Source organism: Bacillus sp. GW821-FHT11D08 (assembly GCF_058808515.1).
Window position 1 is genome coordinate 284,287 of record NZ_JBXARS010000002.1, and the last position, 20,664, is coordinate 304,950.

Genomic DNA, 20,664 nt, shown 5'->3' on the forward strand with positions numbered 1-20,664 from the left:
TTTTTCATGCTTTTCTGCATGAAGGGGGAAAGGCTACCCTTTCCAAAAAAATCAGCATACTGCTTATAGTAAAGGAGAATCGGATATGCCAGAAACAATCGATCAAACAAATGCATCTGTCAGCCAAGGCCAACGCGATCTTATTGATCAGCTGCTAAAACCTGAAGTTCAAGAATCACTGACTGTTTTAGTGGATCAGCTTCCAAAACTGACTGAGTTAGTAAATGTTTTAACGAAGTCTTATGATTTTGCACAGTCTGTAGCGACAGACGAAGTATTGAAGAGCGATACAGTGGGTGCGCTTACAGAAATTCTTGAGCCGGTGAAAGAAACAGCGAAAGAAGTGGCGGCTACTGCGATCGAAGCAAAAGACCGCGCGGATGCAAGCAATGAAACGATCGGACTTTTCGGCCTGCTGCGCATGCTGAAAGATCCTCAAGCTCAAAAGCTGTTCCGTTTTGCTAACAGCTATCTTGAAATCATGAACGAAAAACAAAAATAATCTCAGATTCAAATTGATATAAAGGACGGAGGATATACGATGTCAAAACATATTGTCATTTTAGGCGCTGGTTACGGCGGAGTTCTTTCTGCTTTAACCGTTCGCAAACATTACAGTAAAGATGAAGCACGCGTAACCGTTGTGAACAAATACCCGACTCACCAAATCATTACGGAACTGCACCGCCTTGCAGCGGGCAACGTGTCTGAACAGGCTGTTGCTATGCCGCTTGAAAAACTTCTGAAAGGAAAAGACGTCGACATTAAAATCGCAGAAGTCAATTCTTTCTCAGTTGATAAGAAAGAAGTTGCCCTTTCTGACGGTTCTAAGCTGACTTATGACGCGCTTGTTGTCGGACTTGGTTCTGTTACGGCTTATTTCGGCATTCCTGGACTCGAAGAAAACAGCATGGTGCTGAAATCTGCTGCTGATGCCAACAAAGTATACAAACACGTGGAAGACCGTGTGCGTGAATACGCTAAAACGAAAAACGAAGCTGATGCAACGATCCTTATCGGCGGCGGCGGCTTAACAGGCGTCGAGCTTGTCGGTGAGCTTGCTGACATCATGCCGAACCTTACGAAAAAATACGGCGTAGATCCGAAAGCAATCAAACTGAAATTAGTAGAAGCAGGTCCGAAAATTCTTCCTGTTCTTCCTGATGACCTTATCGAACGCGCGACAAAAAGTCTTGAAAAACGCGGCGTTGAGTTCTTAACAGGTCTTCCTGTTACAAATGTTGAAGGAAACGTTATTGATCTGAAAGACGGTTCAAAAGTCGTTGCCAACACATTTGTATGGACAGGCGGCGTACAAGGCAACCCGTTAGTCGGCGAATCCGGCCTTGAAGTGAACCGCGGCCGTGCGACGGTTAACGATTTCTTACAATCTACTTCTCATGAAGATGTATTCGTTGTCGGAGACAGCGCTGTATACTTTGCGCCGGACGGCCGTCCGTACCCGCCGACAGCGCAAATCGCTTGGCAGATGGGTGAACTTGTGGGTTACAACCTGTTCGCTTACTTAGAAGGAAAAACGCTTGAAACATTCAAGCCTGTAAACTCTGGTACGCTTGCAAGCCTCGGACGTAAAGACGCGGTTGCCATCATCGGAGCGAACTCTACTCCGCTGAAAGGTCTTCCGGCATCTTTAATGAAAGAAGCAAGTAACGTACGTTATTTAACACATATCAAAGGATTATTCAGCCTCGCTTACTAATTAATCCTTAAGATCACACAGAAGACATTGCCGGACTTTCTCGGCAGTGTCTTTTTTTTAACGGATACAATTTTCTGAAAAATAAAATAAAAATGATTGATATGTGAGAAAGAGGAAGCTAAAATAAAAAAGAACCATTTTGTTAACGTTAACATTTTTTTAAGAGGGAGGATGAAAGTGTGAAAGCTTTTATGGGTGATGATTTTTTACTGGATAGTACAACGGCCGTAAAGCTGTACAGGGAATACGCCGAAAACATGCCGATCATTGATTATCACTGTCACTTAAGCCCAAAGGAAATCTATGAAAATAAAACCTTCGCAACGATTACGGAGGCATGGCTTTACGGTGACCACTACAAGTGGCGGATCATGAGGGCCAACGGCATTGAAGAGCGCTGCATTACCGGAAACGCTTCAGATGAAGAGAAGTTTTTCGCCTGGGCAAAAACGGTGCCGATGGCGATAGGCAATCCGCTGTACAGCTGGACGCATTTAGAGCTGCAGCGCTGGTTCGGCATTTATGACGTATTGAATGAAAAAACGGCCGCGGCAATTTGGAAAAAAACGAATGAGCTCCTGCAGGGAGACGGGTTTGGCGCAAGGGATCTCATTCTGAAATCAAATGTCAAAGTCATTTGCACAACCGACGATCCTGCCGATGCGCTGACATACCACGAACTGTTGAAAGAAAGTGATTTTCCGGTTCAAGTGCTGCCCGGATTTCGGCCTGACAAAGGACTGGACATCAGCAGCCCGGGTTTTGCCGATTGGGTCCGTTCGCTGGAGAGCGCTTCCGGAATGGCTGTCACCACCTACCAATCGTATTTAGATGCGTTAGAATCCCGCGTCCGCTTTTTTCACAATGCCGGGGGAAGAGTGTCGGATCATGCGTTAGATCAAATGGTTTATGCCGAGACGACCGAAGAGGAAGCGGCCCGGATTTTTGCAGCCGGATTAAGCGGAGAGCATGTGTCTTTTGAAGATGAAAAGAAATTCAGAACACGGACGCTGCAATATCTTTGCGGTCTTTACGCCGAACTGGACTGGGCGATGCAGTTCCATATTAACGCGTTAAGAAATACCAATACAAATAAGTTCAGCAGCCTCGGTCCTGATACGGGATATGACTCAATTAATGATGAACGTATCGCAAAACCGCTTGCCCGGCTGTTAGATTCCGCCGAAAAAAAGCGGCAATTGCCTAAAACGATTTTGTATTCTTTAAATCCGAATGACAACTATATTATCGCCAGCATGATCAACAGCTTTCAGGATGGGAAAACACCGGGGAAAATTCAATTCGGCACAGCCTGGTGGTTCAATGACACGAAAGATGGAATGCTCCAGCAAATGAAAGCGTTATCAAACACAGGCCTGTTCAGCCGTTTTATCGGGATGCTGACGGATTCAAGAAGTTTCCTGTCCTATCCCCGCCATGAATACTTCAGGCGGCTTGTCTGCACGCTGATCGGCGGCTGGGCGGAACAAGGCGAAGCGCCTTACGATATGGAGCTTTTAGGAAAGATTGTCGAGGGGATTTGTTACCGGAATGCTGAGGAATATTTCCGCTTTTAAAAAATGGAATGAAAGAGGTGGCCTATGAGTAATGTGCCTGTCGTGACAGCACCTGCCGCAAAAGTGAAGGAGCATAAGCTGAGTCTGAAAGAAAAAGTATCCTATGGTTTTGGAGATTTTGGGAACGGATTTATGTTTGATCTCGGGCAGATCTATTTGCTGAAGTTTTTCACAGATGTTGCAGGCATTCCGGCAGCGTTCGCCGGCAGTATTTTTTTGGTCAGCAAGCTGTTTGCGGCTGTGACTGATCCGATTGTCGGCTCGGCCATTGACTACAGAAAAAAGATCGGACCCCGGGGGAAATTCAGGCCGTACTTATTATTCGGAAGTATTATTCTTGCGGTCATGACCGTATTGATTTTTGTGTCACCGGACGTGAGCGTCACCTGGAAGCTTGTGTACGCCTATGCTTCTTACATGCTGTGGGGGGTCGCTTATTCTTTCGTCAATATTCCGTACGGCTCTCTCGGCGCGGCCATTACACAGGATGCGGACGACAGAACGGCGCTTTCCGCATTCCGCCAGATAGGCTCCCTCGGCGCGCTGCTCATTACAAGTGTCATCGTCATCCCGATTCTTGTTCATTTTGATAACGTTCACATCGGCTACCCGGCAGTCATGGGAATGATGGCCGTAATCGGAATCGCGGGATTTATGATCTGCTACCGAAACTGCAAAGAAAGAATTATCGTCCGTGAAGCGCCGAAAGAAAAGCTGTCCGTCATGTCGGTTTTCAAATGCTTTATCGGCAACAAACCGCTTCTGACCGTCGTTTTCATGACGATTTTCTCAATATCGGCATATAACATTAAATCCGCTATGCTTGTTTACTTCGCCCAGTACAATCTCAACAATGCGGAGCTGATGTCCTACATGAGTTTTATCATCATCGGTTCTTCATTTTTAGGTGTTTTGTTTATGCCGAAACTCGTCAAACGTTTCGGAAAAAAGCAAACGGTGATGATCGGTTTTGCCGTCAGCGCCGCGGCTGATGCGCTGAATTTCTGTCTGCCGTCAAATGTATATATCTTTACGGCGTTAGCGAGCATTGCTTTTATCGGGATCAGCATACCAAACGGCATTACGTGGGCGCTTGTGTCGGACATTATTGATTACGGGGAATGGAAGACGGGTGAACGGAAGGAGGCGACGACATATTCGCTTTTCAACTTCTCCAGAAAACTCGCCCAATCTTTATCAGGTTTTCTTTCAGGCATCGGGCTGAGCGTTATCGGCTATATCCCGAATGCATCTCAGACAAAAGGCACGCTGATCGGGATTAAAGGGCTTCTGCTGCTGTACCCGGCTTTCGCTTTAGCGTGCGCCATGCTGATTATCGGTTTGATGTATAAGCTGACGGACCGGCAGCATGCCGAGCTCGTTCAGGACTTACATCATGCAAAACCTTAACTTTAGTGATTTTATGGACTGTCCGTTAATGGTACAATAGAAATAAATGACAGCATACAGAAAGAAAGGAAAAACGATGGTAACCATAAAAGATATCGCAAAACTCGCCAACGTATCCCACACAACCGTATCCCGGGCACTTAACGGCAGCCCCTACATTAAAGAGCATACAAAACAGAAAATATTAGAGCTCGCTTCACAGCTGAATTACACACCGAATGTAAATGCAAAAAGCCTTGCCATGCAAAAGTCCCATACGATCGGGCTGTTTTTTACAAGCATCACAAACGGAACCTCACACAGCTTTTTTTCCGATACCATCAAAGGTGTAAACCGCACAATCAGTGAGGAATACAATTTGTTCGTCCGCGCGATTGACGACCTGAAAAGCTTTGAAACCATTACGCCCATGAGATATGACGGAATCATTTTAATGAGCCAAAGCGACAGTGATAATTCATTTATTTATCATATCCGCGAGAAAAACATCCCGCTTGTCGTGCTGAACCGGGACATTGATGACCGGAGCATCACGAATATCCTGTCAAACGATAAAGAAGGCTCCAGACAGGCGGTCGACTGCCTGATCGCAAACGGACACAGAGATATCGCGATCATTGAGGGAAAGGAAGGATTCAGGTCAACTTCTCAGCGGAAAGAAGGCTATTTGACATCTTTAATTGATCATTCTATTCCGATTAAGCATGAATACAGTGTAAAAGGCCGCTATGATATGGAAAGCGGCAGTCAGGCGATGGAAAAACTCTTGGCGCTTCAATCACCGCCTACGGCTGTTTTTTGTTCAAACGATGATATGGCGATCGGGGCGATGAATGCCATTTTCGCCAAAGGCCTGAACGTTCCGGAAGATATATCTGTTATCGGGTTTGATGACATCGGCATTTCCCAATACATGACGCCGAGGCTTTCGACAGTAAAACGCCCGGTTGAAAACATCAGCATACTCGGCGCAGAGAAGATTTTGGCGCTAATCGCCGACCCGGATACGGCGGCGGAAAAAATATATGAAAACACCGAGGTGATGATAAGAGATTCCATTAAAAAACTCACATAACGGCCCGTCTGAATATCCGGGTTTTCACACGGAGAAATGTTAACGTGTGCATAAATACAGAAGGAGGCGGACAGCTTGCAGCAGCTGAATAAAAAGATGTGCGGCGAATACATTCAATATCCTGAAAAAGTCCTTCAGTTCGGTGAAGGCAACTTTTTGCGGGCTTTCGCTGACTGGCAGATCGATCAATTGAATCAATTGACGGATTTTAACGGAAGCGTTGTCGCCGTACAGCCGAGAGGCTCTGAGAAAATAAAACGTTTAAACGAGCAGGACGGTTTATTTACGCTTTTTTTGCAGGGGATAAAGGACGGAAAACCGGCTGAAGAACACATGATCGTCAAATCCATCAGCCGCGGCATTGATCTTTTTTCTGACTATGATTCCTTTAAACGGCTGGCAGCACAAGAGGAGCTTCGTTTTATCATTTCCAATACGACGGAAGCGGGAATTACGTTTGAGAAAGGCGACCGGCTTGAGGATAGACCTCAAAAAACATTCCCCGGGAAATTAGCGGCGTTCCTTTATTTCCGCTATAAGGCATTTGCGGGTGACGCCGAGAAAGGGTGTATTGTGCTTCCATGTGAACTGGTCGAAGAAAACGGACGGAAACTGAAGGCGGCCGTGCTTCAATATGCCGGGCTGTGGGAGCTGGAACCTGGTTTTACTCAATGGATTCATGACGCGAACATCTTCTGCAATACCCTCGTGGATCGGATTGTTCCCGGATTTCCTGTTGATACCGCGGAAGAACTTACCGATTTTCTCGGATACGAAGACCGTCTGCTTGTGGTTGGTGAGCATTATTATTTGTGGGTGATAGAAGGGCCGGAACAGCTTCAGAATGAGCTTCCTTTTGCTGAGGCCGGGCTGAACGCACTGATCACGTCTGACCTTACGTCTTACAGGACAAAAAAGGTGAGAATCTTAAACGGCGCTCACACGGCATTGGCGCCAGTGGCTTTACTATACGGACTGCAAACCGTCCGGGAAGCGGCTGAGCACGAGGTGACGGGCAGATTCATTGAAGAGCTGATCAATGAAGAAATCCTCCCTGTGCTGCAAATGGAGGATGTCACCCAATACGCGGCAGATGTGTTACAGCGGTTTAAAAACCCTTATATCCACCATTATCTGCAAAGCATTACCCTTAACGCCGCCGCGAAATTCAAAACAAGAAACCTGCCGACGCTGAAGGCTTATATCGAACAGGAGGGCCGGCTACCTGAGAAGCTGGTATTTTCGTTCAGCGCCATGATCTATTCATACTGGAACGGACCGAACAAACCGGCTGACTGCGAGGAGGTTCTTAACCGTTTTCAAATGGCGCGGTCCCGTTGCAAAGATGATATGTTTCAAGCGGCGTCTGCCATATTAGGAGAAGACCGGTTGTGGGGAAAGAATCTGAACCATCTTCCGGGCCTGACTGAACGAACGGCTTTTTTTCTGTCTGTCATTCATGAGCTGGGTATGAAGCAGGCGATACATGAATGCTGCGGCAAAAAGGGGGAAGTGAAATGAAAGAGGTCATAAAAATCCATAAAAACGATAACGTGCTTCTCGCCATGCGCCATTTTAACAAAGGGGAGCGGCTGCATACAGACGGACTGACGATTGAAGTGAAGGACCCTGTAAAGCGGGGGCATAAAATCGCGCTGCAAACCATTGAAGAAAACGGCAGCATCATTAAATACGGTTTTTCAATCGGGCGTGCGACAAGGCGGATTTCGGCCGGCGAGCATATTCATACCCATAATCTGCAAACGAATTTATCCGATGTGCAAGAATACACGTATTCACCGCGCTTCGAGGACAATCCTTTTACAAATGAGAACCGGACATTTAAAGGCTACAGAAGAGAAAACGGTACATCCGGCGTCCGGAATGAACTGTGGATCGTGCCTACAGTCGGCTGCGTTAACGGCGTCGCTGAGAAAATCCTGCAGCGCTTCGTAAAAGAGGCGAAAGACATTGCGCCCTTTGACAATGTGCTGGTTTTAAAGCACCAATACGGCTGCTCCCAGCTTGGCGATGATCATGAGAATACGAAACAAATGCTGATGAACGCCATCCGTCATCCAAATGCGGGCGGTGTGCTGGTTTTAGGGCTCGGCTGTGAAAATAATGAGCTGGCGGCGATTAGGGAAACGCTTTCTGAAGTGAATGGAGATCGGGTGAAATTTCTCGAATCACAAGCTGTCACAGATGAAATTGAAGCGGGTACTGCGCTTCTTAAAGAGATACACCTTGCGGCAAAGGGAGATAAACGTGAGGAGATTCCGCTGTCAGAATTGAGCATCGGATTGAAATGCGGCGGGTCGGACGGTTTTTCCGGCATCACCGCAAACCCTTTATTAGGGAGATTTTCAGATTACTTGATTGCACAGGGAGGGAGCACGGTCTTAACGGAGGTGCCTGAGATGTTCGGCGCTGAGACGATTCTCATGCAGCGTGCGGCGAGTGAAGAAGTGTTTCATAAAACAGTCCGATTGATCAATGATTTCAAGCAATATTTTATGAAGCACGAGCAGCCGATTTATGAAAACCCGTCACCTGGGAATAAGGAAGGCGGCATTTCAACGCTCGAAGACAAGTCGCTCGGCTGCACCCAAAAAGCCGGTCTTGCACCGGTTTCTGATGTGCTGACATACGGTGAAACACTGAAAACAAAGGGATTGACACTGCTCAGTGCGCCCGGCAATGATTTAATCGCTTCTTCAGCGCTCGCCGCGGCGGGCTGTCACATCGTTTTGTTTACAACCGGAAGAGGCACGCCGTTCGGCACATTTGTCCCGACTGTGAAAGTATCAACAAATACCGATTTATTTCAATCAAAGCCTCATTGGATTGATTACAACGCGGGCAGATTGGCGGAAGACCAAACAACAGAAGATCACATTGTAAGAGATTTTATTCAATACATTATTAAAGTTGCAAGCGGAGAATTCGTCAATAACGAAAAAAACGATTTTCGGGAGCTTGCAATCTTTAAGTCCGGTGTGACGTTATAAGGGAAAAGGCGATCTGACAACAGACCGCCTTTTTTATATTAATTTTATTCCGCTGATTAAAATAATCGCCGCCATCACAAACTGCAGCGGGCGCGGTGAGAATTTCGGCGAAAAGAAGCTGCCGAGAAGCACACCCGGCACAGAGCCGATCAACAGATTCAATACAAGCAGGTAATCGACGCTTCCGAAGCTTGCGTTTAACAGACCGGCAACAGTTACGAGCAGAAAGGCATGTGCGATATCCGTTCCCACCACTTCTGCCGTTTTCATTCTGAACAGGTATAGCATGGCGATCGCAAATAATGAGCCGGATCCAATAGATGTCAGGCCGACGATGAAACCGAAAATGACGCCGATCAATATCATGAGTGTCCGCTTTTCTTCAAGCGTTTTTTGCTGCCAGCGGTTCGGCCGCAGTTTTTTATCGAAAAAAAGGCGGGCGATAATGGAAATGGCTACAAGGGTCAGCACGTAGCCGAGCGCCTGTTTGATAATCTGCTCCTGATGCTGGTGAAAAGCGGGAAACAAGTGAAGAACACCGATGGCGGCTGTTGCGCTGGGAATGCTTCCGAGCGCCAAGTAGCCGACAAGTTTAAATTGAACGGTGCGCTGCTTCCAATGAGAAACGACACCGAACAGTTTGGTGATGGAGTTATATAAAAGGTCAGTGCCGACGGCGATTGAGGGGTTGATCCCCAAAACGATTAGTAAAGGAGTCAAAAGCGCTGCTCCTCCCACACCCGTCAATCCGACAAGCGTTCCGACAAAGAAACCCATAAACACAATGCTTACAGTCATCTGTGTGCCTCCTGAATAATCCTACTATTTTTATCAGATTATATATGATTAAGAGGCGGTAATCAATTAAATTTTCGGAAAATTTTATACAGAACAAAAAATCCGCCAGCCTGCTGTTATGTCGCAGACCGGCGGATGGCCGGATTATGATTTTTGCTGATAAAACGGAAGTTCCGTGTGGCCCATTTCTCTGACATACACGAAAAGATTGCCTTTATGATGAATTTCATGCTCCATGGCAAGCTGAAGGAGAGCCGCGCCGGTCACTTTTCTGCCGAAAGAGGCGGTCAGGTCAATTTCGCGGTTCAGCTGATCTTCTGTCAGCTGTGACAGGATGTTTGTCGTTTTTTCAGTACACGTTTCAGCCAGTTTGACGAGGTCTGTTTCTGCTTCTTCTTTCGGTTTGTTCTGGATGGCTGATCCGTTTCCGTCGTTAATGACGTTTGCAAACATAAGAAAAGAATAAACCATGTGTTTTACAAGTTCCTGAGCGGACATTGATGTCTCTGCCGGCTTGTAATCGTAATGTTCGCGGCTGATTTTTTCCGCCAGCTCAATCGTCACGTTTCGATGTGACAGAAAGTGGCTGACCAATTGATTTTGTGCTGTCATGTGAAAACCCCCATTTAATACAGAATAAAAAGCTGCAAGGATATGCTATATCAACGGCACGGAAGAAACAAGCAATAAGCTTGTGACGGAGATAAATCGTTGCGGATATCCGAAATTCGACAATTGCGGTCTTTTTGCGTTCTTCTTTTTCTAGCAAATATGATAAAATATGACATATCTCGGTCATTCCAAAAGGGGGGATTTATTGAGGATGAAGCAGACTATTCCGTCCTCTTTTGTCGGGCTCAAAATTAATGAATGGTATACCCATATCCGGCAGTTTCACGTCCTTGAGGCGGAGCGCGTCAAACGTGAAGTAGAGAGAGAGATCGAGGATATGGAAGAAGATCAGGATCTGCTGCTGTATTATTCATTAATGGAATTCAGACACCGTGTCATGCTGGATTACATCAAGCCCTTAAAAGAGGACCCTTCTCAGCCTGAGTTTTCAGAATTATTGGAAGACATTGAAGGCAACCAGTATAAACTGACAGGACTGCTTGATTACTACTTTAATTTTTTTCGAGGAATGTACGAATTTAAACAGAAAATGTTCCTAAACGCCATGATGTATTACAAACGGGCTGAAAAAAACCTTGCACTCGTTTCTGATGACATCGAGAAAGCTGAGTTTGCTTTTAAAATGGCCGAGATTTTTTACAACCTGAAACAAACCTACGTCTCCATGAGTTATGCCGTTCAAGCCCTTGAAACGTACCAATCGTATGAGACGTACAACGTCCGCAGAATCCAATGTGAATTCGTTATTGCAGGGAATTATGATGACATGCAGTATCCAGAAAGAGCATTGCCCCACTTAGAACTTGCTTTAGATCTTGCAAAACAAGAAGGCAATCCCCGTCTTATCAGTTCAGCCTTATATAATCTCGGAAACTGTTACGAAAAAATGGGAGACCTCTCTAAAGCAGCCGAATATTTTGAGACATCCGTTTCCATTTGCAGGTCAGAAAAGTTCGATAATCTTCCGCATTCTATTTACTCATTAACACAGGTTCTTTATAAACAGAACACTACAGCCGAAGCAGAGAAGCAGTACCGTCTCGGGCTCAGTATCGCCCGCGAATACAATGATGAATTGTTTGTGAATCTGTTCCAATTTTTACATGCGTTATACGGCAAGGAAATGGATAACGCATCCGTCAGGCACACGTTTGATTTTCTGGAAGAACACATGCTGTATCCGTATGTGGAAGAATTGGCGCATGACGCTGCCAAATTTTACATGAAACACGGACAGCCTGAAAAAGCGCTCACGTTTTATGAAAAAATGGTGCACGCCCAAAAACAAATCCAGAGAGGAGATTGTCTATATGAAATCTAAACTGTTGTCAGGATTGCTGCTTGTTGCTGTCGGGTTCAGCTTTACACAGGTAATCGGCCATGAAAGCCATTTGGAAAACCAAGCGGACGGCACATTCCATATTGCCGCGCGCAACCAAACATAACATAAAGACCCTTCTGTGGAAGGGTCTTATTTTTTGCATGCGTATCCATTCCATTTTTATCCGAATGCAGGGTCTATATGCTCAAGTTATCTGTCCTACGAATGCCACCTATTGATGAAAAAGGCATAAGGAGAGATGAAGAGTGGGGATTGAAGTGAAAAAACGGCTCGTATCGGCTGATAAATATGCGTTAAAATGTCCGAATCCGATGACGCCGGAGTATATTACCATTCATAACACGGCAAACGACGCATCCGCCGCTAATGAAATCAGCTATATGACGGGAAACAGCGAATCAACGAGCTATCATTTTGCGGTTGATGACAAAGAAGTGATCCAGGGAATTCCGTTGGACCGGAATGCCTGGCATTCGGGAGACGGCACGAATGGTACCGGAAACCGAAAGTCGATTGCTATAGAAATCTGTTACAGCAAGTCAGGCGGCGAACGGTACAGAGCCGCAGAAGAACTGGCGATTGCGTTCGCGGCGCAGCTTTTGAAAGAACGGGGCTGGGGGATTGACAGAATCAGAAAGCATCAGGACTGGAACGGAAAGTACTGCCCGCACCGCATTTTGTCTGAAGGCCGCTGGGATGAAGTGAAGGCGAAGATTGAAAAGAAATTAAGCGGGAGTATGCCGGCGAAAAAAGCCTCTATTGCTTCTTCCGCGTCTGAATACCATGTGAAAAAAGGCGACACCTTATCGGAAATCGCAGCATCGCACGGTGTCAGCGTAAAATCGCTGCAAAGCATCAACCATATCACAGATCCGAATCACATTACAGTCGGACAAGTGATCAAGCTCGCTCAGACGGGTTCTTCTTCAAAAAGTCAGGCTGTGTCTTCCTATCCGCTTCCATCAGGTGTGATCAAAGTGACGAAACCGCTGACGAAAGGGACAAACGTAAAACAAGTGCAAAACGCTTTATCCGCTCTTTATTTTTATCCTGATAAAGGAGCAAAAAATCATGGGGCGGACGGCGTTTACGGTCCGAAAACGGCAAATGCCGTAAAACGTTTTCAATCCGTCAGCGGGTTAACGGCAGACGGAATTTACGGCCCGAAAACGAAGGCGAAAATTGAAGAAAAACTGTAATCAATAAAACGGAAGCTCTCCGGGCTTCCGTTTCTTCTTACATACAAACTGCGGCAAGGGCCTTTTGAATATCATAAATGCTTTCATCTTTTTTAAACTGCTTTGAGACAGCGGGAAGTTCCGCGCCTGAAATCCAAATTTTCAGCTCTGAATCAAGGTCAAAGCGGCCGGCGGTTTCTACGCTGAATCTGGAAATGCTCTTGTACGGAATGGATTGAATCTCCGTTTTCTTCCCTGTGAGTCCCTGTTTATCAACAAGAATAAGACGCTTATCCGTAAAGACAATGATATCTCGGACAAGCTTAAATGCGGCGTTGACATTCTCACCTTCCAGCAGAATACGAGCCAGTTCTGCTTTTGCTTCAGCCGTCGATATTGTCGACGCATTGCCCAGCAATCCATTGATGAACCCCATGATATATCCCCCCTGATACGTATTCTATCAAATCATACTATAAAAAGGTTTCCAATTCCCAGATGAGTAGAGTAAACTGGTGCTGACTGGAAAAGGAGAGCATGTTACACATGAAAGATAGATATGATAATTTCGCAGCCCTTTCTGCTGCTGAATCGGAATACAGAATTATTTATGAAGAAAAAGAGGGAAGTAAATGTATCGTCCTCGCTCCCCACGGCGGCAGGATTGAGCCGGGTGTCAGTGAGCTGGTGCGGGCATTTTCTGACCAAAGCTCAATTTATTTATTTGAAGGAACGAAGCGGTGCGATAACCGTTCTCTCCATTTGACAAGCACACGCTTTGACGAACCCCTGGCTTTAGAAAAAGTGACCGCCCATCATTACGGATTGGCTTTTCATGGGTATCATGATCTGAAAAAGGCAAATACACTCGTCGGGGGCGCGGATCTGGAAAAAGCAAGACTGATTTGTGATCTGCTGTGTGAAGCGGGATTTGATGCCGAGCTGACAGAGAAGAATGATCGGCTGGCAGGTGTAAATCCCGGCAACATTGTCAATCGGACAAAAAGGAAAATGGGGCTGCAATTGGAAGTGAGCACGGCGCAGAGACACGCGCTGTTCAGCAATTTTGGCTGCCGGGGAGAAAAATATACGCCAACCGATCTGTTTTTTCGGTATGTAGAAGCCGTGAAGGCCGGTTTTTATGATAAATGAACAGGGGGCCCGTTCTTACATTTACTGGAGCTGCTATGCGGCGCAAGAAGTGCTTGGCGGGCAGCACGGTGAGAACAGCGTCATGATGCAAAAACCTTTCCTCCGATGTGAAAATGATGACATTCTGCCAGCGGAGTATCGCTAATTTTCAATAAAATACGGCGTTTTTTCTTCAGCGGCATGTAAGTGTGTCTGTCCGCTTTCATAATACACATTCGGCCGCTTGTCGGATAACAGACAAGCGAGCCGCTTCTGAAATTGAATACCTGCTTTACGCCGTTCAAACAGCTCCAGCCTTTTTTCCGCAAATGATGCCGTCACCCGGAAAGCGGCTGCGATTAAAATAACGGCGTGGCTCCTTCGCTGGGGAAGCTCCATGTTTAACAGCATAAAGGTCGGCACACAGAAGTGGTACATAAAATGGTTGGCCTGAAATTCCTGCAGTTCTCTGAACAGCTTGTTCATATGAAAATGGTTGCCGGTATGCTTCAGCACATGGCACAGTTCGTGCGCAAAATCCTGCCATTGCTCTTCGGGTGACTTTCTTTGATTCAGGACGATGCTGTACATGCCGTCCCGCTTCAGCATCATACTGTGCGTATCTTCAAAATGAATCCAAATGTCAAGCTCCTTGGCAATCATCTGCATATCAATATGGAGAGGGGCGGTCATTCCCATGCGGCAATATAAGTTTTTGACGTATTCCTCAAGATGTGTTAAAAAATCGCCCAATTGAATACACCCTTTCGAACATATGTTCTTTTTTAAGCGAGAAAGAAAAGCCCTGATCGGACTTTGAATCAATTCCCTTTTCTTTTAAAAATAAACATTCAGCTTTTATATCGGCTGAACGTTAAGCAGTTTAAAGGAAAAGAGCGGATTATTTATGTTTCGGCCTGCGGTTTTTCTCTTTTTCTTTTAAATAATTAATGAATTCAATGGCCTGCTGCTTGCTTTCCGGAGAAAAGTCCTGCATGTCCCGATATGCGATCTGCAGGTCGGGATCGGCAAACATGTCTTCATCTGAAGGTTCTTTTCCGGTTAACAAATAATCAGTCGACACTTTGAAATAATCCGCAAGCTTTTGCAGCGTGTCGTAATCGGGTTCAGATCGGCCGTTTTCATAATGAGAATATCTGGCGCGCGAGACACCGATATGATTTGCGACTTCTTCCTGTGTTTTCTTTCCTCTGAGATTCTTTAATCTTCCGCCTATCATCCGAATGACCTCTCTTTTTTCAACACCCTAAGTTACTTATGATTATAGATACAAAATGTATCAAAATAAAGAGATGATAAAAAAAGTATCAAAAAGGTCTTGATGATACGAAAGGTATCGTATATAATCAACATCATAGGGATACGAAATGTATCAAAATACGATAAGAAATTGATCAGGAGGGTGAGAGATGAAGCCGATAATCATCCGTTTCAGCAGCAATCCGGCTGACCAGAGATGTTTAGGAAAAGCAGGCGGTTCGATATCTTTTACCGCTTGCGGACTACCGGTATTCCGATTTGATAACCGATTGCAGTATGAACGCTATATAGGTCTGAAGACAAACGGAGACGTTCCTTATGAGTCGTAAAAGCTACCCGTTTTTCATCTATTCCGGATTATTGAATTCAGAACATTATGACAAAATAGGGTCCGCCATTTGGCTGTTTTTATGGTTCATCAGCTCAACGACAAAGGAACACGTAAAAGACGGTGTAAAGTGGGGGATCGTCCTTGGTCATAAGCCCGTAAAAGCAAGAGAGATGGCCGATGTATTTGCCGTCAGCGAAAAAACCGTCAGACGGTGGCTTGAGGTTTTGGAACAGCATGAATATATCAAAACCGTCCGCGCCCCTTACGGACTCATCGTCTCCGTAAAGCACTCGAAAAGATTCACGCCGAAAAAGACATTGACCCGCCCGGAAGCAACTGACCGGACAATATCGGCGGATCACCGGGACAAAAATGTCCGGAGAGAAATAGATATAACAAAAAATCATACTGCTGAAGAAGCGATTAACGACATTGCCGCCCATTTTATCAGATTAAGGTCTGCACAGGAGGGGCGGAGCGTATACCCGTCGCCCCGGGATTATCAGGCCATCGCCCGTATTGTTTCCCTCGGTGCGTCAGCACAAGAAGCAATCAAATGGCTCGGCGAATGCTTTACCGCTTTTGAACAGCGGCGCACCTCTTCAGCTGAAACGATCAAGGCTTTCAGCTATTGCGCCAAGTATATGGAAGACCGCTTGAATGCACGAATTGCGGGAAGGACAATCACAACAAAAAAAGAGAGGAATACGATACATGACAAAACGAACGATCGAGCAGATACTGGCCGACCTGAAAAACGGAAAACGTCCATTACTGGCGGACAGACCGGAAGAATCAGACGAAAGCCGCTTTGACTGTCCGCTCTGTAAAGATCAGGGCGGTTATCTCAAAAACCAGCTGGGAATGGATGTGTGGGTTAAGTGCCGCTGCGCCGCCGAACGAAAAGCAGAGCGCATCCTCAGCGCAAGTGAGATTACAGGCGCCTTTCGGAAGCTGGACTTCAAAGGATTTATCACGCGGGGCAAGCCTCAGGCAGTCGTCGACGCATATGAGTGCGCCCTTGAATATGTTGAAAACTTCGACAAGATTAAAAACTGCCGGAAAAACAGCATTGCCCTTTTAGGGCGTCCGGGGTCGGGAAAAACCCATCTTTTGACCGCTCTCAGCAATTATGTCATGAGACAGATGCAGACACCCGTGCTGTATTTTCCTTTTGTGGAGGGCTTTACGGATTTAAAAAATGATTTTGATCTGCTTGATGCAAAGCTTGGCCGTATGAAACAGGCGGATGTGCTTTTTATTGACGATCTGTTCAAACCGCTGAACGGAAAACCCCGGGCGACCGATTGGCAGATTGAACAAATGTACGCCGTCGTGAATTACCGCTATTTAAATCATAAGCCGGTTCTTATCTCGAGCGAGCTGGCCTGTGACAGACTGGTGCAGGTTGATGAAGCCTTGGGCACAAGAATTTATGAGATGTGCAGCGATTATTTAGTCATCATTAATGGCAATTCATTTGACGTAAACCACAGATTAGAGGGGGCGAGATAATGTGTAAGCTGTGCGGGCCGAAGAAGGTCATTGTGACGGAAACGGGTTTCGGCGCTGTCTTTCACCCTTGCCCGAACTGCAAAACAGGCACTGATTTAACGCCGGTCATTAAACGTCTTGAGCGAATGGTTCAAGACGCAAAAGCGAGGCTTGATGCACGTGTATAAATATATTAAATGGCTTTTTTGCCTGCTGTTCAGGGCGAAACGGATAGAAAAGCAAATTGAAGCATGGCATGAGGCTGATGGAAAGTGAGGATAACCATTGCAAGAAAAACACAGCCCCGCTCCATGGCGGGCCGTACACAGCGGAAAAGAAAAACCCATTTACATTTATTCCGCTTACAGCGAAGCGGATAAAGAGAAGTTCCCTTATTCAAACGGAAGGCTCATCGCGGCCGTTTTCAACTTAAGTTCATACTCTCAGCAGATCAACGCGGCATTGATGGCAAAGGCTCCGGAACTTTTTGAGGCGGCCGAAACGGCTCTCCGCCTGCTCCGGGGAGAAAGTTCTGAAGAAAAAGAAGCGTTCATAAATGAGCTCGGAAGCCTCATACATGAAGTAAACATCCTGAAAAAAACGGAGGACGTAAAACATGAATCCTAAAAAACTGACTGACATTGAACATACAACATTACAAAGCCAGCTGGAAGAAGGCAAGGTTCGGGTGATTATTGTAGACGGACTGAAGAAGGAAGCATGGCTCGCCGAAGCGCCGGAGCACGGCAAAACGCTTGTCGAAACGCGAAAAGGGGATCTGGCCCGGGTCGAATATGAAATCGGCTTTAAATTGAATTAATCGAAAAAAACAGAATACGTCCAAGACGGAAAGCCTGCGGACACTGATCAATCGCGTACATGCTGCGCATTGGTTGGTGTCCTTTTTTGTTCCGAAAAAGAGGAGGATCTGCATGGAAGACTTACTATTTGAATATAAACGCACGCTGAAAGAGACGAAAAAGTGGTACAAGCAGCTGGAGGAAGCCGATGAAACGGTGCTTACTTCAGAAGAACTGAAAGATAAAAAAATCATCAGAACGATCATTACAGATGTGGAGTATGTCATCGAATGGCTTGAAAAAGGCCGGCAGCCCGGCATAAGAAGAGCGATAGACCGCAGAGACGCTTATCAGAGAATGCTGATTAAAGATCCGAGAATCATAGAAACCTATTCGCAGGCGCTGATGTTTGAACCTTCCGCAAATGTGACTGAAGAAGACAGAATCAGACTGCAGGACGCATTAGCCGTTTTAACGGATAGAGAAAAAGAAATGCTGCTGCTCCACAAAGCGGAATGCTTTTCATATGAACGGATCGCCGCCTTGCTGAATGTAAAGAAATCAACCGTACAGACGACGGTCAAACGGGCGCTTCTGAAAATTCAAAAACAGCAGGAACAAAGAAATCAATCGCCTGCTTCATAAGTTGTCATACGTTTGCCACCTAGAAGTGAACAGACGATCACAAAAAGCGGCCCGATTAGAAGCCGCTTTTTATTATAGACAATCATGTCGGAGGTGGCGGTGATGCCGTAGCATGAAAAACGCAAAAAGAAAACAGGCATTTACAATCTATCAGTCTCATAAAGGCCGCATCACAAATCGCGCCCTTGCCGGCAAATCAGGCGTATCCGCAAGAACGATCGGCAGATGGAAAAAAGAAGGGCGCTGGGACGAGGCGCTTCATAAGAACGCGGAAAGCGGCGGAAAAAACAACCCGGGCGAAGGTGATGAGTTAAACGAACGCCAGCGGCTGTTTTGTCTTTATTATGTGAAAAGCTTTAACGCCACTCAATCTGCGATAAAAGCCGGCTATTCACCGGAAAGCGCGCATGTGACGGGAAGCAGGCTGTTAAAAAACGAAAAAGTCGCCAAAGAAATCAGCCGCATGAAAAAGGAAATGGTCAATAAAGTGTTTGTCGAAGCGATGGACGTTCTTCAAGTCTATGTGAAAATCGCTTTCGCCGACATTACCGATTATGTAACCTTCGGAAAAAAAGAGGTTCAGGCCTTCGGAAAATCAGGGCCGCTCTTTGACGAAAATGATAAGCCGATTATGCAGGAAATCAGCTACGTTGACGTTAAAGATTCGCACCTTCTGGACGGAACCATCGTCACAGAAGCAAAACTCGGAAAAGAGGGCATTGCAATAAAGCTTGCCGACAAGATGAAGGCTCTTGAAAAGCTTTCCTTGTACTTTGACCTTTTCCCCGATCAATTTAAACAAAAAATCGAAAATGAAAAATTAAAGCTGGCACAGCAGAAGATGGAAAAAACAGAAGACAGCCAAAAGCCGATTGACATTGTCATTACGCGGAAAGAGGAACGGTCATGATTGAAAAAGCGGTCAACCCGCGCTTTGAAGATTATTTGTTCAATTGGAATGAAACGTACCAACTTCTCGTCGGAGGCTACGGCTCGTCAAAAAGCTATCATACCGCGCTGAAAATCATCCTCAAGCTGCTTCGTGAAAAGCGGACGGCGCTTGTCGTGCGGGAGGTTTTCGATACGCACAGAGATTCTACTTTCGCCTTGTTTGAAGACATTATCGGGGAGCTTGAGCTGGGACATGCCGTAAAGGCCGTGTCTTCACCGATGCAGCTGAGATTTTCAAACGGAAGCCGGATTATGTTTAAAGGGATGGACAACCCGGCCAAATTGAAATCCATTCATCATATTTCACTGATATGGATTGAAGAATGCTCTGAAGTGAAGTATGAAGGCTTTAAGGAGCTGATCGGGCGTCTGCGCCATCCTGAGCTTTCGCTTCATATGATATGCACCACAAATCCAGTGGGCACCTCCAATTGGACGTATCGGCATTTTTTTCGTGATGACCAAAAAAAACGGCTTGTATTGGATGATCAGACGCTGTATGAAAAAGGCACCGTCGTTAAGGGAGATACGTATTACCACCATTCCACAGCGTGCGATAATCTGTTTTTGCCGAAAAGCTATATTAAGCAGCTGGACAGCTTACGGCATTACGATCCTGATTTGTACCGGATCGCCCGCAAAGGACAGTTCGGCGTCAATGGCATCCGCGTGTTTCCGCAGTTTCAGGTCATGGAGCACAACGAAGTAACGGAGCGGATTGCTTCCATCAGGCGCCCCCTGTTTCGGACCGGCATGGATTTCGGTTTTGAAGAGTCATACAATGCGGTCATCCGGCTTGCCGTCGATCCGGATCAAAAAGAGCTTTATATTTTCTGGGAGTATTACAAAAACAAAATGACCGATGATCAGACAGCTGAGGAGCTTCAGGAATTGGCGGATCAAAAAGAGCTGATCAAAGCGGATTCGGCTGAGCCGAAAAGCATCCAATATTTTCGCAGGCAGGGCTTTTGCATGGTTGCGGCCAAAAAGTTTCCGGGCTCAAGACTTCAGTATACAAAAAAACTGAAACGGTTCAAACACATCTATTGCTCAGACAGCTGTCAACATACGATCCGCGAATTGCAGAACTTAACGTACGCAAAAAACAAAAACGGCGTTCTGTCGGAAGATGAGTTTTCAATTGATCCCCACACACTTTCAGCCATTTGGTATGCGCTGGATGACTATGACGCGGCGGATCTGAAAGATGCATCACAAAAACGGAGACGTCCGAATCGGGAAAGGAGGAGGTAGGTGTTGCCGAACTATCAAAACGTTAGAGCCACC

26 protein-coding genes are annotated in these 20,664 nt (G+C 46.0%); 21 read left to right on the forward strand and 5 right to left on the reverse strand.

The features are described from left to right. The first annotated feature begins 85 nt into the window (after positions 1 to 85). The 7 genes from AC1RRX_RS05120 to AC1RRX_RS05150 all read left to right on the forward strand — a co-directional run bounded on the left by AC1RRX_RS05120 (position 86) and on the right by AC1RRX_RS05150 (position 8,793). A complete protein-coding gene (locus tag AC1RRX_RS05120) occupies positions 86 to 502 on the forward strand; it encodes a DUF1641 domain-containing protein (RefSeq protein ID WP_144464020.1) in 417 nt (138 codons plus the stop codon). 39 nt (positions 503 to 541) lie between these two features. After that, entirely contained in the window at positions 542 to 1,720 is a 1,179-nt protein-coding gene (locus AC1RRX_RS05125) for an NAD(P)/FAD-dependent oxidoreductase (RefSeq protein ID WP_012117352.1), read from the forward strand. Between the two features lie 179 nt (positions 1,721 to 1,899). Continuing rightward, positions 1,900 to 3,297, forward strand: coding sequence for a glucuronate isomerase (gene uxaC / locus AC1RRX_RS05130; RefSeq protein WP_129004086.1), 1,398 nt, complete (start codon positions 1,900 to 1,902; stop codon positions 3,295 to 3,297). A gap of 24 nt (positions 3,298 to 3,321) precedes the next feature. Beyond that, complete coding sequence (locus AC1RRX_RS05135) at positions 3,322 to 4,707, forward strand: MFS transporter (RefSeq protein ID WP_144464019.1); 1,386 nt, start codon at positions 3,322 to 3,324, stop codon at positions 4,705 to 4,707. A gap of 76 nt (positions 4,708 to 4,783) precedes the next feature. Beyond that, on the forward strand, positions 4,784 to 5,782 hold the full coding sequence (locus AC1RRX_RS05140) for a LacI family DNA-binding transcriptional regulator (RefSeq protein ID WP_007407297.1): 999 nt from the start codon (positions 4,784 to 4,786) through the stop codon (positions 5,780 to 5,782). Positions 5,783 to 5,857: 75 nt separating this feature from the next. Continuing rightward, entirely contained in the window at positions 5,858 to 7,303 is a 1,446-nt protein-coding gene (locus AC1RRX_RS05145) for a tagaturonate reductase (RefSeq protein WP_144464018.1), read from the forward strand. Next, the gene (locus tag AC1RRX_RS05150; RefSeq protein ID WP_039062935.1) at positions 7,300 to 8,793 is read left to right on the forward strand and encodes a UxaA family hydrolase; all 1,494 of its coding nucleotides are present in this window, start codon (positions 7,300 to 7,302) and stop codon (positions 8,791 to 8,793) included. The genes AC1RRX_RS05145 and AC1RRX_RS05150 overlap by 4 nt, the downstream gene beginning before the upstream one ends. Positions 8,794 to 8,826: 33 nt before the next feature. Here AC1RRX_RS05150 and AC1RRX_RS05155 read toward each other — a convergent pair whose 3' ends face one another. Next, a complete protein-coding gene (locus AC1RRX_RS05155; RefSeq protein WP_003154887.1) occupies positions 8,827 to 9,591 on the reverse strand; it encodes a sulfite exporter TauE/SafE family protein in 765 nt (254 codons plus the stop codon). 144 nt (positions 9,592 to 9,735) lie between these two features. Beyond that, a complete protein-coding gene (locus tag AC1RRX_RS05160) occupies positions 9,736 to 10,203 on the reverse strand; it encodes a DinB family protein (protein WP_144464017.1) in 468 nt (155 codons plus the stop codon). Positions 10,204 to 10,408: 205 nt separating this feature from the next. Here AC1RRX_RS05160 and AC1RRX_RS05165 point away from each other — a divergent pair, with 205 nt between their 5' ends. From AC1RRX_RS05165 to AC1RRX_RS05175, 3 genes are all read left to right on the forward strand, one after another. After that, a complete protein-coding gene (locus AC1RRX_RS05165) occupies positions 10,409 to 11,545 on the forward strand; it encodes a Rap family tetratricopeptide repeat protein (RefSeq protein ID WP_087920760.1) in 1,137 nt (378 codons plus the stop codon). Next, entirely contained in the window at positions 11,535 to 11,669 is a 135-nt protein-coding gene (locus tag AC1RRX_RS05170; RefSeq protein WP_003154881.1) for a PhrA family phosphatase inhibitor, read from the forward strand. Before AC1RRX_RS05165 ends, AC1RRX_RS05170 begins: the two co-directional genes overlap by 11 nt. Before the next feature lie 142 nt (positions 11,670 to 11,811). Beyond that, positions 11,812 to 12,765: an N-acetylmuramoyl-L-alanine amidase gene (locus tag AC1RRX_RS05175; protein ID WP_015417280.1), complete on the forward strand. Its 954-nt coding sequence runs from the start codon at positions 11,812 to 11,814 to the stop codon at positions 12,763 to 12,765. A 37-nt stretch (positions 12,766 to 12,802) separates the two neighbouring features. On the opposite strand, the gene AC1RRX_RS05180 is transcribed toward AC1RRX_RS05175, so the two are convergent. Further along, positions 12,803 to 13,180 carry a PH domain-containing protein gene (locus tag AC1RRX_RS05180; protein ID WP_007610770.1) on the reverse strand — a complete coding sequence of 126 codons (378 nt, stop codon included), beginning with the start codon at positions 13,178 to 13,180 and terminating at the stop codon, positions 12,803 to 12,805. A gap of 110 nt (positions 13,181 to 13,290) precedes the next feature. On the opposite strand from AC1RRX_RS05180, the gene AC1RRX_RS05185 reads away from it, so the two are divergent. After that, positions 13,291 to 13,896 (forward strand): poly-gamma-glutamate hydrolase family protein, encoded by a 606-nt coding sequence (locus tag AC1RRX_RS05185; protein WP_144464016.1) that lies wholly within the window; start codon positions 13,291 to 13,293, stop codon positions 13,894 to 13,896. Continuing rightward, positions 13,886 to 14,041 (forward strand): hypothetical protein, encoded by a 156-nt coding sequence (locus tag AC1RRX_RS05190; RefSeq protein ID WP_186302951.1) that lies wholly within the window; start codon positions 13,886 to 13,888, stop codon positions 14,039 to 14,041. Before AC1RRX_RS05185 ends, AC1RRX_RS05190 begins: the two co-directional genes overlap by 11 nt. On the opposite strand, the gene AC1RRX_RS05195 is transcribed toward AC1RRX_RS05190, so the two are convergent. Then, complete coding sequence (locus AC1RRX_RS05195; protein WP_007407286.1) at positions 14,038 to 14,628, reverse strand: ImmA/IrrE family metallo-endopeptidase; 591 nt, start codon at positions 14,626 to 14,628, stop codon at positions 14,038 to 14,040. The genes AC1RRX_RS05190 and AC1RRX_RS05195 overlap by 4 nt on opposite strands. Before the next feature lie 148 nt (positions 14,629 to 14,776). Then, on the reverse strand, positions 14,777 to 15,115 hold the full coding sequence (xre, locus tag AC1RRX_RS05200) for an HTH-type transcriptional regulator Xre (protein ID WP_015239672.1): 339 nt from the start codon (positions 15,113 to 15,115) through the stop codon (positions 14,777 to 14,779). A gap of 190 nt (positions 15,116 to 15,305) precedes the next feature. Between xre and AC1RRX_RS05205 the strand changes: the two genes are divergently transcribed. The 9 genes from AC1RRX_RS05205 to AC1RRX_RS05245 all read left to right on the forward strand — a co-directional run bounded on the left by AC1RRX_RS05205 (position 15,306) and on the right by AC1RRX_RS05245 (position 20,631). Next, positions 15,306 to 15,485 (forward strand): YjzJ family protein, encoded by a 180-nt coding sequence (locus AC1RRX_RS05205; protein WP_032866121.1) that lies wholly within the window; start codon positions 15,306 to 15,308, stop codon positions 15,483 to 15,485. Then, positions 15,475 to 16,302 carry a hypothetical protein gene (locus tag AC1RRX_RS05210; protein ID WP_020955681.1) on the forward strand — a complete coding sequence of 276 codons (828 nt, stop codon included), beginning with the start codon at positions 15,475 to 15,477 and terminating at the stop codon, positions 16,300 to 16,302. Before AC1RRX_RS05205 ends, AC1RRX_RS05210 begins: the two co-directional genes overlap by 11 nt. Beyond that, on the forward strand, positions 16,202 to 17,002 hold the full coding sequence (locus tag AC1RRX_RS05215; RefSeq protein ID WP_007407283.1) for an ATP-binding protein: 801 nt from the start codon (positions 16,202 to 16,204) through the stop codon (positions 17,000 to 17,002). The genes AC1RRX_RS05210 and AC1RRX_RS05215 overlap by 101 nt, the downstream gene beginning before the upstream one ends. Continuing rightward, positions 17,002 to 17,169 (forward strand): hypothetical protein, encoded by a 168-nt coding sequence (locus tag AC1RRX_RS05220; RefSeq protein WP_003154863.1) that lies wholly within the window; start codon positions 17,002 to 17,004, stop codon positions 17,167 to 17,169. Before AC1RRX_RS05215 ends, AC1RRX_RS05220 begins: the two co-directional genes overlap by 1 nt. A 97-nt stretch (positions 17,170 to 17,266) precedes the next feature. Continuing rightward, complete coding sequence (locus AC1RRX_RS05225) at positions 17,267 to 17,608, forward strand: XkdD/Y8K6 family phage-associated protein (protein ID WP_007407281.1); 342 nt, start codon at positions 17,267 to 17,269, stop codon at positions 17,606 to 17,608. After that, positions 17,598 to 17,801: an XtrA/YqaO family protein gene (locus AC1RRX_RS05230; RefSeq protein ID WP_007407280.1), complete on the forward strand. Its 204-nt coding sequence runs from the start codon at positions 17,598 to 17,600 to the stop codon at positions 17,799 to 17,801. The genes AC1RRX_RS05225 and AC1RRX_RS05230 overlap by 11 nt, the downstream gene beginning before the upstream one ends. Before the next feature lie 112 nt (positions 17,802 to 17,913). Beyond that, the gene (locus tag AC1RRX_RS05235; RefSeq protein WP_144464015.1) at positions 17,914 to 18,426 is read left to right on the forward strand and encodes a sigma-70 family RNA polymerase sigma factor; all 513 of its coding nucleotides are present in this window, start codon (positions 17,914 to 17,916) and stop codon (positions 18,424 to 18,426) included. Between the two features lie 112 nt (positions 18,427 to 18,538). Further along, positions 18,539 to 19,336: a terminase small subunit gene (locus AC1RRX_RS05240; RefSeq protein ID WP_007407278.1), complete on the forward strand. Its 798-nt coding sequence runs from the start codon at positions 18,539 to 18,541 to the stop codon at positions 19,334 to 19,336. After that, positions 19,333 to 20,631: a PBSX family phage terminase large subunit gene (locus AC1RRX_RS05245; RefSeq protein WP_144464014.1), complete on the forward strand. Its 1,299-nt coding sequence runs from the start codon at positions 19,333 to 19,335 to the stop codon at positions 20,629 to 20,631. The genes AC1RRX_RS05240 and AC1RRX_RS05245 overlap by 4 nt, the downstream gene beginning before the upstream one ends. Positions 20,632 to 20,664 lie beyond the last annotated feature (33 nt).

Excerpts from the sequence above, each read along its gene's own strand:
- AC1RRX_RS05120 (WP_144464020.1), top strand. The coding sequence starts at position 86 with ATGCCAGAAACAATCGATCAAACAAATGCATCTGTCAGCCAAGGCCAA.
- AC1RRX_RS05125 (WP_012117352.1), top strand. The coding sequence starts at position 542 with ATGTCAAAACATATTGTCATTTTAGGCGCTGGTTACGGCGGAGTTCTT.
- AC1RRX_RS05135 (WP_144464019.1), top strand. The coding sequence starts at position 3,322 with ATGAGTAATGTGCCTGTCGTGACAGCACCTGCCGCAAAAGTGAAGGAG.
- AC1RRX_RS05140 (WP_007407297.1), top strand. The coding sequence starts at position 4,784 with ATGGTAACCATAAAAGATATCGCAAAACTCGCCAACGTATCCCACACA.
- AC1RRX_RS05150 (WP_039062935.1), top strand. The coding sequence starts at position 7,300 with ATGAAAGAGGTCATAAAAATCCATAAAAACGATAACGTGCTTCTCGCC.
- AC1RRX_RS05155 (WP_003154887.1), bottom strand. The coding sequence starts at position 9,591 with ATGACTGTAAGCATTGTGTTTATGGGTTTCTTTGTCGGAACGCTTGTC.
- AC1RRX_RS05160 (WP_144464017.1), bottom strand. The coding sequence starts at position 10,203 with ATGACAGCACAAAATCAATTGGTCAGCCACTTTCTGTCACATCGAAAC.
- AC1RRX_RS05170 (WP_003154881.1), top strand. The coding sequence starts at position 11,535 with ATGAAATCTAAACTGTTGTCAGGATTGCTGCTTGTTGCTGTCGGGTTC.
- AC1RRX_RS05180 (WP_007610770.1), bottom strand. The coding sequence starts at position 13,180 with ATGGGGTTCATCAATGGATTGCTGGGCAATGCGTCGACAATATCGACG.
- AC1RRX_RS05185 (WP_144464016.1), top strand. The coding sequence starts at position 13,291 with ATGAAAGATAGATATGATAATTTCGCAGCCCTTTCTGCTGCTGAATCG.
- AC1RRX_RS05190 (WP_186302951.1), top strand. The coding sequence starts at position 13,886 with ATGATAAATGAACAGGGGGCCCGTTCTTACATTTACTGGAGCTGCTAT.
- xre (WP_015239672.1), bottom strand. The coding sequence starts at position 15,115 with ATGATAGGCGGAAGATTAAAGAATCTCAGAGGAAAGAAAACACAGGAA.
- AC1RRX_RS05205 (WP_032866121.1), top strand. The coding sequence starts at position 15,306 with ATGAAGCCGATAATCATCCGTTTCAGCAGCAATCCGGCTGACCAGAGA.
- AC1RRX_RS05210 (WP_020955681.1), top strand. The coding sequence starts at position 15,475 with ATGAGTCGTAAAAGCTACCCGTTTTTCATCTATTCCGGATTATTGAAT.
- AC1RRX_RS05215 (WP_007407283.1), top strand. The coding sequence starts at position 16,202 with ATGACAAAACGAACGATCGAGCAGATACTGGCCGACCTGAAAAACGGA.
- AC1RRX_RS05220 (WP_003154863.1), top strand. The coding sequence starts at position 17,002 with ATGTGTAAGCTGTGCGGGCCGAAGAAGGTCATTGTGACGGAAACGGGT.
- AC1RRX_RS05230 (WP_007407280.1), top strand. The coding sequence starts at position 17,598 with ATGAATCCTAAAAAACTGACTGACATTGAACATACAACATTACAAAGC.
- AC1RRX_RS05235 (WP_144464015.1), top strand. The coding sequence starts at position 17,914 with ATGGAAGACTTACTATTTGAATATAAACGCACGCTGAAAGAGACGAAA.
- AC1RRX_RS05240 (WP_007407278.1), top strand. The coding sequence starts at position 18,539 with ATGAAAAACGCAAAAAGAAAACAGGCATTTACAATCTATCAGTCTCAT.
- AC1RRX_RS05245 (WP_144464014.1), top strand. The coding sequence starts at position 19,333 with ATGATTGAAAAAGCGGTCAACCCGCGCTTTGAAGATTATTTGTTCAAT.